Annotated in this window: 14 protein-coding genes and 5 tRNA genes; 7 read left to right on the top strand and 12 right to left on the bottom strand. The window is 37.5% G+C overall.

The window, feature by feature from the left end; all coding sequences use genetic code 11:
• Window positions 1-83 precede the first annotated feature (83 nt).
• Together BN853_RS02880 and BN853_RS02875 are read right to left on the bottom strand one after the other, a co-directional pair.
• Entirely contained in the window at window positions 84-1,862 is a 1,779-nt protein-coding gene (locus BN853_RS02880; protein WP_427909980.1) for an ABC transporter ATP-binding protein, read from the bottom strand.
• A complete protein-coding gene (locus BN853_RS02875) occupies window positions 1,862-3,589 on the bottom strand; it encodes an ABC transporter ATP-binding protein (protein WP_030004443.1) in 1,728 nt (575 codons plus the stop codon). Before BN853_RS02875 ends, BN853_RS02880 begins: the two co-directional genes overlap by 1 nt.
• A 76-nt stretch (window positions 3,590-3,665) precedes the next feature.
• Here BN853_RS02875 and BN853_RS02870 point away from each other — a divergent pair.
• Window positions 3,666-3,739 (top strand) — tRNA-Thr (locus BN853_RS02870).
• Between the two features lie 63 nt (window positions 3,740-3,802).
• On the opposite strand, the gene BN853_RS02865 is transcribed toward BN853_RS02870, so the two are convergent.
• From BN853_RS02865 to BN853_RS02850, 4 genes are all read right to left on the bottom strand, one after another.
• Window positions 3,803-4,963, bottom strand: a complete 1,161-nt coding sequence (locus BN853_RS02865; RefSeq protein ID WP_052591175.1) for an endonuclease — start codon at window positions 4,961-4,963, stop codon at window positions 3,803-3,805.
• 74 nt (window positions 4,964-5,037) lie between these two features.
• Window positions 5,038-5,898: an agmatinase gene (gene speB / locus BN853_RS02860; RefSeq protein ID WP_030004441.1), complete on the bottom strand. Its 861-nt coding sequence runs from the start codon at window positions 5,896-5,898 to the stop codon at window positions 5,038-5,040.
• Entirely contained in the window at window positions 5,888-7,381 is a 1,494-nt protein-coding gene (locus BN853_RS02855; RefSeq protein WP_030004440.1) for an aminotransferase class I/II-fold pyridoxal phosphate-dependent enzyme, read from the bottom strand. The genes speB and BN853_RS02855 overlap by 11 nt, the downstream gene beginning before the upstream one ends.
• A 73-nt stretch (window positions 7,382-7,454) precedes the next feature.
• A complete protein-coding gene (locus BN853_RS02850; protein WP_030004439.1) occupies window positions 7,455-7,757 on the bottom strand; it encodes a hypothetical protein in 303 nt (100 codons plus the stop codon).
• A gap of 86 nt (window positions 7,758-7,843) precedes the next feature.
• On the opposite strand from BN853_RS02850, the gene BN853_RS02845 reads away from it, so the two are divergent.
• Entirely contained in the window at window positions 7,844-8,998 is a 1,155-nt protein-coding gene (locus tag BN853_RS02845; protein ID WP_030004438.1) for a peptidase M50, read from the top strand.
• Between the two features lie 49 nt (window positions 8,999-9,047).
• Here the strand turns inward: BN853_RS02845 and BN853_RS02840 are convergent, their stop codons facing one another.
• From BN853_RS02840 to BN853_RS02830, 3 genes are read right to left on the bottom strand one after another with little or no spacing between them, the layout of a single operon-like run.
• The gene (locus BN853_RS02840) at window positions 9,048-9,740 is read right to left on the bottom strand and encodes an ABC transporter ATP-binding protein (RefSeq protein ID WP_030004437.1); all 693 of its coding nucleotides are present in this window, start codon (window positions 9,738-9,740) and stop codon (window positions 9,048-9,050) included.
• A complete protein-coding gene (locus BN853_RS02835; protein ID WP_030004436.1) occupies window positions 9,733-10,917 on the bottom strand; it encodes an ABC transporter permease in 1,185 nt (394 codons plus the stop codon). Before BN853_RS02835 ends, BN853_RS02840 begins: the two co-directional genes overlap by 8 nt.
• Window positions 10,914-11,561 (bottom strand): cobalamin B12-binding domain-containing protein, encoded by a 648-nt coding sequence (locus BN853_RS02830; RefSeq protein ID WP_030004435.1) that lies wholly within the window; start codon window positions 11,559-11,561, stop codon window positions 10,914-10,916. Before BN853_RS02830 ends, BN853_RS02835 begins: the two co-directional genes overlap by 4 nt.
• 149 nt (window positions 11,562-11,710) lie before the next feature.
• Between BN853_RS02830 and BN853_RS02825 the strand changes: the two genes are divergently transcribed.
• The 4 genes from BN853_RS02825 to BN853_RS02810 all read left to right on the top strand — a co-directional run bounded on the left by BN853_RS02825 (window position 11,711) and on the right by BN853_RS02810 (window position 12,111).
• Window positions 11,711-11,786 (top strand) — tRNA-Asp (locus tag BN853_RS02825).
• 13 nt (window positions 11,787-11,799) lie between these two features.
• Window positions 11,800-11,876, top strand: a tRNA-Arg gene (locus BN853_RS02820).
• A 17-nt stretch (window positions 11,877-11,893) separates the two neighbouring features.
• Window positions 11,894-11,970: transfer RNA gene (locus BN853_RS02815), tRNA-Pro, on the top strand.
• 66 nt (window positions 11,971-12,036) lie between these two features.
• A tRNA-Gly gene (locus BN853_RS02810) sits at window positions 12,037-12,111 on the top strand.
• 84 nt (window positions 12,112-12,195) lie between these two features.
• Here BN853_RS02810 and BN853_RS02805 read toward each other — a convergent pair.
• From BN853_RS02805 to BN853_RS02795, 3 genes are read right to left on the bottom strand one after another with little or no spacing between them, the layout of a single operon-like run.
• Window positions 12,196-12,882 carry a hypothetical protein gene (locus tag BN853_RS02805; RefSeq protein WP_030004434.1) on the bottom strand — a complete coding sequence of 229 codons (687 nt, stop codon included), beginning with the start codon at window positions 12,880-12,882 and terminating at the stop codon, window positions 12,196-12,198.
• A gap of 32 nt (window positions 12,883-12,914) precedes the next feature.
• Complete coding sequence (locus tag BN853_RS02800) at window positions 12,915-13,835, bottom strand: aromatic acid exporter family protein (RefSeq protein ID WP_030004433.1); 921 nt, start codon at window positions 13,833-13,835, stop codon at window positions 12,915-12,917.
• A gap of 41 nt (window positions 13,836-13,876) precedes the next feature.
• Complete coding sequence (locus tag BN853_RS02795; protein ID WP_030004432.1) at window positions 13,877-14,419, bottom strand: DUF402 domain-containing protein; 543 nt, start codon at window positions 14,417-14,419, stop codon at window positions 13,877-13,879.
• A 75-nt stretch (window positions 14,420-14,494) separates the two neighbouring features.
• On the opposite strand from BN853_RS02795, the gene BN853_RS02790 reads away from it, so the two are divergent.
• The gene (locus BN853_RS02790) at window positions 14,495-15,166 is read left to right on the top strand and encodes a TraX family protein (RefSeq protein ID WP_162183932.1); all 672 of its coding nucleotides are present in this window, start codon (window positions 14,495-14,497) and stop codon (window positions 15,164-15,166) included.
• Window positions 15,167-15,169 lie beyond the last annotated feature (3 nt).

Genomic DNA, 15,169 nt, shown 5'->3' with positions numbered 1-15,169 from the left:
TCTCACTCAATTATCTTTTTAAATAACGCTGGTGCATATAAGAAAAAAAGCAGTCACTCATTTAAAAGTGAACTGCTTAACGTTTATTCAAATTGTGCTTGATACAAGGCTTTATAAAAACCATTTTGATTTAATAATTCTGTGTGATTTCCTTTTTCAACGATGTTACCGTCTTTAACCACAAGGATCAAATCGGCGTTTTGAATGGTTGATAGGCGGTGGGCAATCACAAAGGTCGTTTTATTCTCCATTAATGCTAGCATGGCCTTTTGAATTAAAATTTCGGTATGTGTGTCAACGTTCGAGGTTGCCTCATCTAAAATCAACATTTTGGTTTTAGAGAGCATCGCACGTGCAATGACTAATAATTGTTTTTGACCCTTAGAAATATTTAAGCCTTCATCCGATAAAATCGTGTCATAGCCCTTAGGTAGTGCTAATATAAATGAATGAATTCTTGCTTTTTTAGCCGCTTCTTCTACTTCTAAGCGTGAGACTTCACCATTCCCGTAACTGATGTTATCGTGAATACTGCCATGAAACAACCACGTGTCTTGTAAGACCATCGAAAATGCTTTTCTAAGTGATCTTCTTGTGAGTTCTTTGATGTTTTTGCCATCGGCTAAAATCTCACCTTGATCGACGTCGTAAAAACGCATCAATAAATTAATCAAGGTCGTTTTACCTGCGCCGGTTGGTCCTACAATCGCAACCACTTTACCAGGCGGTGCCTCGAAACTTAGATTTCTAATGACGGGTGTATTTGCTACATAAGAGAAATCGACGTTCTTAAATTCAATGTGTCCTTTGACATCTTCGTAATCAATGGCGCCTTCAATGTCTTCAACTTCGTTATGTTCTTCGAGTAAATCAAAGACACGCTCTGCGGCAGCAAGTGCGCTTTGGATTTCTGCTAAAATGTTACTCATTTGATTAATTGGCCCTGAAAAACGTCTTGAATAAAGACTAAATGAGGTAAAGTTCCCCAGATCAATTTGTTTGTATAAATAGAGGATACCACCAAAAACACCAACGAGTGTCACAGATAAGTTTGAAATGAAGTTTACCGTTGGTCCAACGGTTGTCGAGTAATAGCCCGCTTCATAAGATGCTTTGGTTGCTTCGTCGTTAATCAAATCAAATTTCTCTAAGACCGAATCTTCTTGAACATAGGATTGAATGGTTCGTTGGCCAGTGATCATTTCTTCAACAAACCCGTTGAGTTCCCCAAGTTTCATGTTTCTAATGCGGTATTTCTTTTTAACAATACGTGATAACACACGAGTCACAATCACCGATAACGGAATCGTTACTAAAAACACTAAGACTAGAATTGGTGACATGATTACCATCATCACAAATGAAATCACTACCGTGATGATTGAGGTGAATATACTCATCACATCGGTGGCCAGTGACGTATTGATGGTGTCAATGTCATAGGTCATTTTTGAGATGATGTCACCCGTTTGGTTTGTATCATAATACCCAACTGGGACACGTGCAAGCTTCGCAAACACGTCCTTACGCATTTTATAGACAACGCTTTGACTGATGCGAACCATTGAAATGGATAACACGTAAGTCATGATGGCTGAGGATAAATAGAACCCAATCATTAATATCGCAAAACGAAAGACTTTCTCAAAATCAACCCCATCGGTCATGGCTTGAATGATTCGTCCACTCAAGTAAGGCCCGACAAGTGAAAGTAAATTAGATACAATGGTGAAAATTAAGGCAATCAGAAGTTTAATCTTATAGAAGTACAAATAACTCCATAGTTTTTTTAAGGTTTTCTTAGTGTTTCTCGCTTTTTGAGAACCATCATTTCTGCCTCTGCCTTGTTTACCTGCGTACATCATTTGTCTTCACCCCCTAATTGATAGAAAGCGAGTTCTTGATAAATCTTTGAGGTCTTCATTAAGGATTCGTGTGTCCCCATATCGATGATTTTTCCATCATCAATCAATAAAATCAAGTTAGAATCTTTTAATGAACTGATTCGCTGTGCAATGATGATCATGGTCGTGTCACTTAATTCTTCTTTAAGTGAATTTCTCATTTTCATGTCGGTTTGGTAATCAAGTGCACTTGAGGCATCATCTAAGATTAAGATGTCTGGTTTGCCTGCGACGGCTCTAGCAATTAAGAGGCGTTGTTTTTGTCCACCAGACAAATTCGAACCTCGTTGAGACAACCGGTAGTTTAGTTCATCTTCTTTTTCTTTAATGAATTCGGCTTGAGCAACTTTGGTAGCAACCCTAACGTCCTCATCATTAATTTGATTACGGTTAAACTGAATATTCCCATAAATCGAATCGGCAAAGATTAAGTCGTTTTGTAGGACCAAACCGATGCGTTTTCTAAGTTCTTTTTGTTTTAAGGTTTTAATGTCTTTTCCATGAAGGTAAATTGTCCCCTCATCTGGGTCGTAAAAACGCATCAAGAGGTTAACTAGTGTGGTTTTCCCACTACCTGTTGAACCAATGATCCCGAGGGTTTGTCCGCGCTCTAACTTGAAATTAATGTTCTCAAGGTTTGCTTTTTGTTTGTTGTATGAAAAACTGACGTTTCTAAATTCCACGTGCGGATACGCCTCATCTAACACAACCTCATCAAACCCGTCTTTCATGTCTTTTGGTAAGTGTAATACTTCATCGATGCGGCTACCTGAGGCAGACGCTCTTGAAATCATGATAAAGACACGCGTGATACTCATCATGGCGTTAAGAATAATCGTGAAATACGTAATAAAGGCGATAATTTCCCCTTTTTTCGTTAATTCTGAATCGATACGAAAAGCACCAATCACTAAAACAACCACCAATCCGACGTTCATAATCGCGTGCATGGTTGGGTTAATCACAGCCATGGTATAATGCGCTTTTAATTCGGCATTGACGGTTTCTTGGTTATTTTTATCGAATCGTTCTTCTTCATGCTCGGTCATTGACAAAGCTTTAACCACACGAATACCCGTGATGTTTTCTCTTAGTGTTCTGGTTAATTTATCGAGTAAACTTTGAATTCTTTTATATAGTGGAATCCCTTTGGACGATGTAAAATAAACCAATAGCCCAATCAGTGGTAATAACGCAATCATCACAAGCGTTAAGACTGGATCAAGGAATAGTGCCATCACAATGCCACCAATCAATAAGACCGGTGCTCTGACACCTAGGCGTTGTAGACCGGCGGTTGCGTTATATAAATTATAGGTGTCTGTGGTCATTCTTGAAATCAAACTAGGTCTGGTTAAATCATCGACTTGATTGGCCGATAGCGATTCAATTTTCTCAAACAAGTCATGTCTTAAGCCTTGAACCGATAACGCCGCCACGAGTTCAGCTGAACGATTGGCAACGATATTCAAATAAAGACCGATAACTGCAATCAGTAACATTAAAATGCCTAAATAGACAATTAACTCAATGTCGCCTTCTTCACTATTTGGTATGACGTCATCGATCATAACCGATATTAAGAAAGGTAACATTAAGTCGGCAAGTGACCCAATGGTTTTAAATGATAACGAAAGTGTTAACTTTTTCCAATGGGGTCTAACTAATCTTAAAATCATATTCATCTGTTTCTACCCCCTCAAAATATAATATCATATTTTGGTTGAATTTTGATTTCAAATTGTATATAATAAGTTTGTTGCCCTCGTAGTTCAATGGTATGACACAGCAATGGTAATGCTGAGATGCGAGTTCGATTCTCGCCGAGGGCACCAGTTAGAATAACACAAACACTCTTGTCTGAGTGTTTTTTTATTTTAAAAAAAAGAATCTCGCATTTAAGCGAGATTCCATGAATTAAGTTGTCTATTTGTAAAACGCATTTGATCGTCCAAAGAAAGACTCGTGTCAATGCCTGGAGCCGTTAAATGTTCAATTGTAAAACCTTCAAATATCAAGTGAACAAACTCAGGATAATCAATAAATGGGTTTCGGTTCTTTTGGTATTGATAAATGACTTCGTTCCTGTTTTCTTCAAATTCATCGACAGGATCAAGTCTGTGCCACTCCAAAAGTAAATCGAGTTTTCCCATGACCGCACCTGCCATCTCATAAGGAATATCTGGGATATTCTCGTTTTCAAGACTTAAGAAGTCATACATCACGACCATGTAGAATAAGATTCTTGCCACATCCCCGCGATGATCATCACCTGGGTAGTAAGCATCACTGCCGACAGTTCCAAACCCATTTTCTTTGTAATCAAAATAGCGATTACTACGGCTGCTATTAATGGATGGTACAATTGCTCTTAGGTTGTGCAGGTCTGAGGCTTGGTTTCGATTAGATTCACCCACACGTGCCATACCTAAACGTGAGTTTGGCCATACGTGTTCTCTATGCCAACTTTTTGAATCCCATATGTTGTTAACCAGTGCACCGTTATAGATGGCATAAGAATAGTCTTTATCCTCGACAGTCACACGGTCTGAAATCGCAAGTATTTGTTTTGCGTCACTGTAGCGTTGTAAGCTAACACCCGTATTAAGTCTGGTTCTCAAACTTAACTTTAGTGCTTCCCCAACCAAATCAATCGCATCCTTATAATAAGAATCCGGTGTAATCGGTGAAACGTAATAATAGCCATTTGAGGACTGTCTTTCGCCTGTGTAGTCACCAATTGGCGGCAAAATCACCGGGTCTTCTTCCTCAATTAATGTCATTTTCGCAATTAGCGTAAACGTGTAAGTCACTTCATAATCGGTATCTTTATCAAATGGATCCGTAAATAAGGCGTCGTAATACCAGCCTTCAAATACGTATTTATCGATTGCCGGATCTTCTGGCAAAACAAGCGTCGTTCCCTCAAGTACTTCAATGGTTTCATAGGTCTGTCCATTAACCATAAAGGTGACCTCTAGAACCTTGGGAATTTTAAAACACGCACTCACTAATAAAGATAAAATCATTAGGTTCATCAGTACGAATATTTTTTTCATAATACCCCTTTCAATCCCCAACATAAGGGGGCGATTTCATAAGTAAATAAAACCTCAAAATTGAGGTTTTAAGTTTATTTGTGTAGTAATAAAACCATTTCTCTTAGTGTCTTAACTGCTACGGCAGTTGAGGCACCCGATGGGTCTAAGTATGGGGATAACTCAACGAAATCCGCACCAACGATGTGGTTTAAACGTTCGAATAAATCAAATGCCCCAAGCAGTTCTTTGTATTGCAGCCCACCTGGTTCAGGTGTTCCTGTGCCAGGAAAGACGCCTGGGTCTAGTACGTCTAAGTCAATGGTGATATAGACGGGTTTATCTTTTAACGACTCCACCACTTCTTCAAGCCCGACTAAATCGAACTTTCTTAGGTGGGTATTACCAGCTTTTGCCCATTCAAATTCGTGTTTATCACCACTACGAATTCCAAATTGGAAAATACGACCTGGACCAACTTCATCAAAACAACGTCTAATGACGGTAGCATGTGAGAGCTTACGTCCAAAAAACTCGTCTCTTAAATCCGTGTGCGCATCGATGTGTATCATGTGCACGTCGCTGTATTTTTCACTAACTGCTTTAAAGACTGGGTAAGTCACTAAGTGTTCCCCACCAACCATCATTGGTTTTTTATGGTCATTTAAAATTTGTTTCGTGGTTTGATAAATCACATCAAGTGCCGCCTCAACGTCACCAATTGGTAAATCAAGATCACCAATGTCGGATGTTTTATAATCTTTTAAATCCATGTTGCGATAAGGTGAGTACCATTCGATGCCAATCGAATCCACACGAATTGCGTTACCTGCAAACCTTGTGCCTGGGCGGTATGAAGTCGTTGAATCCATTGGACATGAATATATCACCACGTCTGATTCTTGATACTCACTGCCACAACTTTGAAACGATAAATCTACTTTTTTAAAGCTCATCTATGTATACCTCCAATTTGTCCCAATTATCTTTGTCGATGACTTTGATTTTTCCATTGTTTAACTCACTAAAAATGACAGAACCATTTTCTTCATAAAACGCTAAATCTTCTAAAAACTGCTCGGTAATGATTTCACCAGGGATCAACATGGGAATGCCTGGTGGGTAAATCATGATTGATTCGGCACTGACTTCCCCAAGTGCGTCTGTTAACTCAATGATTTTATGCGGGGCGTGGTAAGCCACACGCGGTCTAACAAACGTTTCTGGAAACGTGTAGTTAAATTTAATCTTTTTCAGTTCGTCGTAGTGATCATAAACTTCATCTGATAACGTCTTTAATGCCACATAAAGCCGATCTAAATCTTCTTTAATGGTTGCCATCGTTAAAATAGCTAAGACGAGATACGTTTCAGCGAGTTCGAGCTGAATATTAAACCGGTCTTTGAGTGCTCGGTAAACATCAAACCCGTTTAACCCGAGTTCAGAGACCTTGATTACTAGTTTGGTGTGATCAAACCCTAAGAAACCACGTTCGTTTGCGTAAGATTCATCAAGCACTTGAACGCCTCTAATGGAATTTAATCTTGGAACGGCCTCTTTTTTAAGTTCTAAGACACGTTTAATCTCTTCTTCTGCGCTAAAATACATTTGTTTCCTAGCCACATCCAGTGAAGCCATCAAAAGTGCCGACGGTGAGGTCGAATGGATCATGTTTAGCGTGGATTGAATTTTATTTAAATCGATGCGATCGCCTTTGGTGAGTAAAATACTACTTTGAGTAAAAGACACACCCGTTTTATGCATTGAGGTCGAAGCGATGTCGGCACCAGCTGTGATCGCACCCATCGGCAACAAATCAGAAAAATAGAGTTGTGCCCCGTGTGCTTCATCCGCTAAGACCAACAGGTCTTTTTCATGGGCGTAATCGACTATTTGAACCAGATCAGAGGTCAATCCGAAATACGTTGGATTAATGACCAAAATCGCAACCGCATCTGGGTTGTCATCAATCGCCTTTTTCATACTTTTAAAGGTTAAGCCATTCGCAATCCCAAGGTTATTATCAATATCCGGTTTGACAAAGACTGGCACAGCCCCACTAAAAATCAAAGCGTTGATAATACTCTTATGAACATTTCTTGGCAATATTATTTTTTCATTGGCACGGCAAGTCGCCATAATCATCGCGATGATGCCGCCGGTGGTTCCATTGGTCAGAAAAAAAGCATGGTCCGCACCAAACGCTTCTGCAGCAAGCGCTTGTGCTTCTTTAATTACACCGGTTGGTTTACTTAAGGTATCAAGACCTCTTGGTGCATTTGAATCCAGTAAATAGGTATTTAGCCCAATAAAATCAAGCAAGTCATTTGAGAGTCTTCCAAGCTTATGCCCAGGCACATCAAATGGCGTTATATCCGATAACCCATATTCTTTTAATTTCGTAAAAAACGGTGTCTTCTTTTGTCTTTCATCTTTCAAAATAGATCCACAACCTTTCTATTCTTATTATATCTAGTTTCGATATAAATCCCAAGAAAAAAAGCCTAAACGGCTAAAAAATACGAATCATCAGTGGTAAAAGCAGTAATATAAGCCCACCGATGTTCAAGTAAAACCCGATTTTCTCACAACGATTAAATACTTTTTTAACACTGATCAAGTAGGTCTCTAAACAAAGCATAAAAAACACAAGTACTAAGCCAATGTTTACGAGTACTAGATAGATCGATGTAAATTCCCCTAAAGTGAATTTGGATTCACGGTATAACTCGGTAAGTAACACCGTCGCACTGTAAATTAAAACGAACACAGACGCATTAAAATGAATGTGTCTTAAATGGTGATTTTTTTTCATCTTTTAGTCCCTCGTTTTTGATAATAACACAATTTACCACTTTTTCAAATACAAATTGATGATATAATAAATGTGGTGATATTGTAATGAAAAAATATAAATTAATTATCTTTTTAGCCTTTTGTTTCATCTTAGGTATCTTTAGTGTTCCCTTATTTAATAGCGGTTACTTAAGCACGCTTTTTGGTAGCTTTTTTAAGTTACCGTTTTATTATCATATCATGCTCCTGGTTGGGATGTTCTTTTTGACCTTGAGTCTTCACGAGTTTACTCATTTATTTGCCTTCTTGTTTAGAGGCATAAAGAGTAAGGCGATTTTCTTGTTATGCTTCGTATTTTATAAATCCGAACGCGGTTGGCGTCTTTCTTATAACCCCTCGTTATTTTTACTTGGTGGCGGTTTAGTCATTCCGGATGTCGGGCTGATTTTGAATGAAGACGATGAAAAAAGGTATCAACGTGCGTTTGCTTTTTCGTTAATCGCCGCACCAGTGATGACCGTGGTTTCTTCTTTATTATTATTTATCTTAACGATTTTCTTCTTTTATGAAGAGCCTTGGGTGGTGGTCTCAAACACGTATGTGCTATTATTCTCAAGCTTATATACCTATGCTTCGACCTTTGAAACACAAACCATTTATGGGGATTTTAAAGCCTACAAGCACGTAAAAACAGACCCGGACTTCGCTTTACTGATTCTAAGTGAATACACCAGTGAACTATCCGCTTATCATGTGTCCTTATTAGAGGACTATTTGGATTCAAAACCACTTTATGGACAAACCTTTCACACCCTAACGTTTTTCCAATTACTGCTTGAACACCACGTCTTTAATAACAACACCTTTGATGAAAAAATCTTTAAGCGGGCGACACACTTTCAAACACACAAGCACGCTTACAAGCGTTTAATTACCAAACAAACGCATTTAGAACTTGCAAGCCTACTGATCTATTACTTTGATAAGTGCCATTTACAAAAAGAAAGAGATCAGCTCTATTTTTGGTATAAAGACGCACTTTCTGACTCAAAAATCAAAGAACCGGTTAAAACGTACTTAGAAAAACAAATCGCTCATCTCATCAAAGAAAGTGATGAAAGCACGTTCTTGAATGAAAAAGAAAACATCAAGTCTGGCCCGATGTACTGGGTATTTAAGGGCTTACCGAGTTATTATGAAACCGAACAAAAACGCAATGAGGGTTACCCTTACTTTGATTTAAGTTGCGAAATTGAATAAAGAAAAGTCGCTACACACGATGAACCATTGGTGTGTAACGACTTTTTTTCTACTTTTTAATGTCTAAGTTAATTCGTCCATCTTTAATTTCGATGATACGATCGGCTTTTTCAGCGATGTGTCTATCGTGTGTAATGATAATGAATGTTGTTTTAAACTTTAGGTTGATTTCTCTTAGTAGTTCATAAACTTGTTCGGTGGTATCGGAATCTAGATTCCCGGTTGGTTCATCCGCTAAGATGATTTTAGGGTTATTGATTAAACTTCGTGCGATGGCAACACGTTGTTGTTGCCCACCACTTAGGTTATTGGCTAAGTTGTTCTTCTTAGTTGATAACCCGACAATATCTAAGAGTTCATTAGCACGGTTTAAGACCTCTTCTGTGATTGGTTTTTTAGAGATTTTAAATGGCATTAACACATTTTCAATGGCTGTGAATTCCGGTAGTAAGTAGTGGAATTGGAAAATGAATCCAATGCTTTCGTTTCTCAAGGTTGAAAGTTCATTGGCTTTCAAGTCTTGGGTCTTTTTACCGTTAATCACAACATCCCCTGAGGTCGCTTTATCAAGGGTACCTAAAATATTTAGAAGCGTTGATTTCCCACTGCCTGATTGACCAATAATGGAATTAAATGAGGATTCCTCAAAATTCAAGCTTAGATCAAATAAGACTTGGGTTGGGTTTGGTGTATTTTCACCATACACCTTATTAATGTTTTTTAGTTCTACCACGTTAGGCATTTCTAATCACCTCGATAACGGTCATCTTAGAAGAACGGATGGCCGGGAATAACGCCGATAATGTAGATGCAAAAAACGCAATAAAGGCGGATAAAACAATGAAACTTGGTTCAATATTAATTGGAACCACGGGTTGTCCTGTGGTTTGATCAACTGCGAAGGTTGTAAACGAATAGAGTAGGCCAAGACCTAATAAGACCCCAACAACAGCCCCAAAAACACCAAGGATCATCCCTTCAAATAAGAAAACAAGTGCGCTGTCTTTATTGGTTAACCCCATGGCTTTTAAAATCCCAATTTGTTTGGATTTTTGCATGACCGTAATCGCAAGCACTGAGGCAATCCCTAAAACAACAGAGATAATCACAAACACTTGGATCATCAATGACGAAATGCTTTGTCCTTGAAGCCCTGAAAGAAGCGAGGCTTGTTCAATTTTCCAGTTGGTGGTTACTAAATCACGACTGGATAAGACTTGATCAAGTTCAAGTGCGATGCTATCGGCTACAAATTCATCTTTAACTTGCATTTCAACCGAACTAATTGAGTTTGTGCCATTAATTAAAAAGACGGTTTCAAGCGGTGTAATTCCCCAAAGTTCATTGACTTGGTTGACTCCTAAGTCAAAGAAGCCAACAATGGTTAACTCAATACTATCTGATGGTGTGTATTCGTAAGTGATTGTGCTACCAAGTTCTAAGTTAATGTTATTTTTTTCATAGGCATTTTTAAATCCAATACCTAACATCACTTCATTTGTTTGTTCTGGCAGACGCCCACTGATGAGTCTTTCTTTATTGGTAAACTTATAAATGTTATTTGCCTCAGTAAGATCAAAACCTCTTAATAGGAGTTCTTTACGACTGCTATCCTTAATTAAGCTTCCCCCACCTCTGGTGGCCGTTGGCGTAACGTAAATCAATTCATCACTGGTGTTTTTGATTTCATCGATCACGACCTCATAGTTATCAATTAATAACTTGTCGTCTTTGTTTGTTACAGTTATTTGAGAGGTTGAACCAATTGCTGTGTTGACTAAATCTTTTTGAAGCCCTGAAATTAAGGACCCAATAAACACTTGAACGGATACCCCGACGGCAATACCTAGAATAATAACGATGGTTTGTTTTTTTGCTGAAGATAAAAATCGTCTAGCAATTTGAAAGGCTAGTTTCATTTTCCTACCTTCTTTCTAAATTCAATTAAATCCTCATAAGATTGTAAAATTTGATCGTATTGAAGCGTCTTTATCGCGCTCTCATTTTTAAACGCTTGTCCACCAAGAATGATTTTAACTTCTGGGAAGAATCGTTTAATCTCATCGGTCACCTGTTTGGTAATGACAATATTATAAGGGTTTGTGACACTAAGTGCGATGTAATCTGGACTAAAAGCTCTTAGTGCTGATAAGATATCTTGTTTTGGTGTGTTTGCCCCTATATAGGTTGCATCAAGCCCAACAAGTAACATCAAATTAGTGTTTAGAATTGCCCCAATCTCGTGGTACTCAAACGCTGGTGTTAAAACTACGATTTTTACTTTACTAATTGAAACTTCACTTCTTCTTTTAATCACATAAGGGTAGGTACATTCTAGAATTGTTCTAATAATTGAAGTTCTATAATGTTCTTTCCAAATACAAATATCTTCGTCCGCAATTTCACAATAGAAGTCTTGAAGCGACGGGACGAGTAATTCGATATAAAGTTGTTCGATTGTTAAGATGCCATCATCTAACAACTTTAGTGCAAATTTGACCGCTTCAGGTTTGTTTTCGTCTTTTAATAACTGAATAAATTGATTGTATAATTCATACGCCATATCTACTCACTCCTTTTACTACTTAATTATATCATAACCATTTCAATTTAGAAATACTTTGCTCAATTAAATTTGATACAATTTAATTGTCTCTTTTTTCATATATATAGTTGATTTCACATTTCTATTGTGCTATAATACGAATTGCTGGTCCGGTGGTGTAGTGGTTAACATGCCAGTCTGTCACACTGGAGATCGCGGGTTCAATTCCCGTCCGGACCGCCACTTAACTCATATTGCGTCGTTAGCTCAATTGGATAGAGCATCTGACTTCGGATCAGAGGGTTGAGGGTTCAAATCCTTTACGACGCGCCATTTCTTTTTTATTAATACGGGAAGTAGCTTAGCTTGGTAGAGCGCCTGGTTTGGGACCAGGAGGTCGCAGGTTCAAATCCTGTCTTCCCGACCACTTTTTAAAAAAAATCGAAAGAAAATGATTGACAAAGGATTTTCGCTTTGATATCATATTATTGCTGTGGGCGTAATATAATGGTTAATATACGTGCTTGCCAAGCATGAGATGGGGGTTCGATTCCCCTCGCCCGCTCCATTATGAACTTACAAACGACTTGAAAAGGTTCGTTTTTTTTTCGTATCATTAAGAAAAAAAACATCCCGAAGGATGTTTTTCGAATTAAACTTTATTCGTTTTGACAATTTTAGTGAAGTGAATCACTGCTAAGACCAACAACAGCGTGGCAAGGATGGTTGTGAAAAAACCTTCTCCTGTGTACTTTTGATCATTGAACAACCCATAAACCATGTTAATTGGAAAGGCTGCGGTTGTGACAATCACGCCAAGGGTTGAGACAAGTGGTGCGTACATCATTACCGCTAAGAGTGGAATCAAGATAAGTGACACACTTTCAGTAATTGAATTTGATAACGCAAAGAACACAAACAACAACGCAACAAGGCCTAAGGTCTTACTCCATTTGATTTCTAGTTTCACACCCGCAAGGATGAGTGAAACGATTTGTAAAATCAAATAAACCGAAATCACGACCATGATTAAGATTTGCCAACTAAACTCAAATTCATTTGAGCCAATGGTAAATACCCAATCAAAGAATGCGCGTACCGAATTGTCATAAAATGCAATTAACAAAATCAAATGTGCGAGTAATTGTTTACCCTTTACCGCACTAATTAAGATCATGGCTGAGAAAACAACCACGTAAATAATGCCGATTAAATAATCAATGAATTTTAAATCCGCACTTAACCCACGGTATAGTGCATAAGCCGTTAAGACAAACACCATCACCAAACTCACTGTTTTTCCAATCTTCTGATTGAAATGTTTTAAAAATGAAATCATGTAATCCCTCCTATTACTCTATCATATTACCATTATACCTTAGGAAAGGTCTGATGAAAAATGATTTTTTGATTGAGAAACGATTTTAGTTCTACAATCACCAAATACATATAGGCTCTTTGTTCAAACTCTTCCCTGGTTTTTGGTAGTTCTTTTTGACGATACGTTTGTTCTAATTGTCTTAGTTCTTCTAATAGAGGTGTCGCCTTATTTTCTAAGCCTATGTTTTGTTTTAGCTGAAGTAGAAAATGATCGATGGGTGCTTCTTTTGAATTCGCACCCAATCGAAGTCGTTCAATGGATTTTAAATGCTCGACTTGTGATAGGCGCATTTGAAGGTAGGCGATTTTATAATCCCCACGACTGAAAAACTGATTTTCAATGTCGATGGTTAAGTCTTTTAATGCTTCTTCGATTGTTTTTTCGATCAGTTCAAAGGAAAGTGCCACATTATCAATCAAGTGGTTGATTAAAACACGAACCATCTCATCAATCGCTTTAATTTCCTTTTTAAGGCGCTCTTCATTGTTTGGCATAAAGAGATTAAGCACTAAGGCAACAAAGACCCCAATCAAAAGAATAAAGAGCGCATTGGTCTGATAGCTTAACGATTTTTCGACAAATGCGTGACTGATTAAGACAACTGAAACGACAATGCCTTCTCTTAGTTTGAAAAATAACCCAAATGAGACAATCAACACAATGGATAAGAACAAACTAACCCACTCATAATTAAACACCGCATACAAGATGCTTGAGACGATTAATCCAAATAGCGAAATAACGATTCGTTTATATGCCACCTCAAGTGACTTTTTCTTTGTTTGTTCAAGCGATAAGATTGAAACCACACCAGCTGTAATTGCGTAAGACAAATTAAAAAAGAGTGCGATGAGTATTGATAAAACTGATCCCAGACTCATCTTTATAAACCAAATGACTTGTTTATTCATCCTTGCCTCCCTCTAAAAATAAAAAGCCTAAGTTAGACTTTTTATACGTTTGTCAATTTCTTGTAGACGTCATAATTTCTTAGGATGTCTTCATGTTTAAACGGTTCTTTGCCTTCTTTAATGTACTTTAAAAGCACTTTTAATTCCGCTTCAACAATCGTTTTGACGTCCTGTGGGTAATCGTATTTGACTTGATGACGGTTGTATTCTTCTTGATCAAGAATCTTAAACTTACCATCGGCCGATACACGAACGTCTAAATCGTAGTCAATGTACTTGACTGCCTCACCATCATATAAATAAGGTGAGGATAAATTACAGTAATAATAAATACCATCTTTCTTTAACATCCCAATCACATTAAACCAAAGGTCTTTAAAGAAGTAACAAATCGCTGGTTCTTTGGTCATCCAATTTCTGCCATCTGATTCAATTACCCTTGTTTTATAGTTACCTAAAATCAAGACATCTTCAGTTTGTTTAATTACAACAGCGCTTCGCCAAATACGGTGAAGCGACCCATCGTGTTTATAACTATGAATTTGGACGGTTTTTCCAACATCTAATGGTTTGATAATAAACACCTCCAAGAATTGATACTATTATATCATAAAAGAGAAAACTCTAAGAAACGTTTTTCTCAAAAACAGTAGATGTTTGTGTATAATGAAAGTATGAATACGAAAACACTTAAATGGATTGCACTCATACTCATGACCATAGACCACATAGGTGTGCACCTAGTAAAAAGCCCATCCATGTACCTGACATTAAAAATCATTGGTAGAGGGGCGTATCCTCTATATGCTTTTATGCTTGTTAACGGGTTTATTCATACTAAAAATATGAAAAAGTATTTTTTTAGACTCTTTATATTTGCCGCATTAATTGAACTATCCTATTTGATTTTATACCTTTATAACGGGACAAACTATCTGTTAAGAAACAACATCATGCTAACACTTTTCGCTTCGTTGTTATCCTTATATCTAATAAGTCATCAAAAATGGTATATCAAAATATTAACCATACTTGTATTAGTAATCAGTTATTTACTGAAAATTGATGGATCAATCTATGCGATATTAATGGTCTTGTTTTTCTACTTATCGCCATCGGTTTGGTTTAATTTATTAGCTCTTGCTGTACTGAATTTCGTCTTTATTTGGTTTGAAGCAATGCCTGTTTATCAATGGGCAAGCCTGTATGTGATACCATTATTATTTTTCTATAATGGCCAATATGGTAAGATCAACCGATATTTCCATTACTTCTATTACCCGCTTCATATCCTAGTCATTCTATTAATTAAAGTGCTTTTTAAGCTTTAAAAT

This window comes from Paracholeplasma brassicae (assembly GCF_000967915.1).
GTDB classification, from domain to species: Bacteria; Bacillota_I; Bacilli_A; order Acholeplasmatales; family UBA5453; genus Paracholeplasma; species Paracholeplasma brassicae.
The sequence above is the reverse complement of the archived record's forward strand: the minus strand, read 5'-3'. Positions and strand labels throughout refer to the sequence as shown.

Coding starts and splice junctions, on each gene's coding strand:
- BN853_RS02880 (WP_427909980.1), bottom strand. CDS start 1,862: ATGTACGCAGGTAAACAAGGCAGAGGCAGAAATGATGGTTCTCAAAAA.
- BN853_RS02875 (WP_030004443.1), bottom strand. CDS start 3,589: ATGAATATGATTTTAAGATTAGTTAGACCCCATTGGAAAAAGTTAACA.
- BN853_RS02865 (WP_052591175.1), bottom strand. CDS start 4,963: ATGAAAAAAATATTCGTACTGATGAACCTAATGATTTTATCTTTATTA.
- speB (WP_030004441.1), bottom strand. CDS start 5,898: ATGAGCTTTAAAAAAGTAGATTTATCGTTTCAAAGTTGTGGCAGTGAG.
- BN853_RS02850 (WP_030004439.1), bottom strand. CDS start 7,757: ATGAAAAAAAATCACCATTTAAGACACATTCATTTTAATGCGTCTGTG.
- BN853_RS02845 (WP_030004438.1), top strand. CDS start 7,844: ATGAAAAAATATAAATTAATTATCTTTTTAGCCTTTTGTTTCATCTTA.
- BN853_RS02840 (WP_030004437.1), bottom strand. CDS start 9,740: ATGCCTAACGTGGTAGAACTAAAAAACATTAATAAGGTGTATGGTGAA.
- BN853_RS02835 (WP_030004436.1), bottom strand. CDS start 10,917: ATGAAACTAGCCTTTCAAATTGCTAGACGATTTTTATCTTCAGCAAAA.
- BN853_RS02830 (WP_030004435.1), bottom strand. CDS start 11,561: ATGGCGTATGAATTATACAATCAATTTATTCAGTTATTAAAAGACGAA.
- BN853_RS02805 (WP_030004434.1), bottom strand. CDS start 12,882: ATGATTTCATTTTTAAAACATTTCAATCAGAAGATTGGAAAAACAGTG.
- BN853_RS02800 (WP_030004433.1), bottom strand. CDS start 13,835: ATGAATAAACAAGTCATTTGGTTTATAAAGATGAGTCTGGGATCAGTT.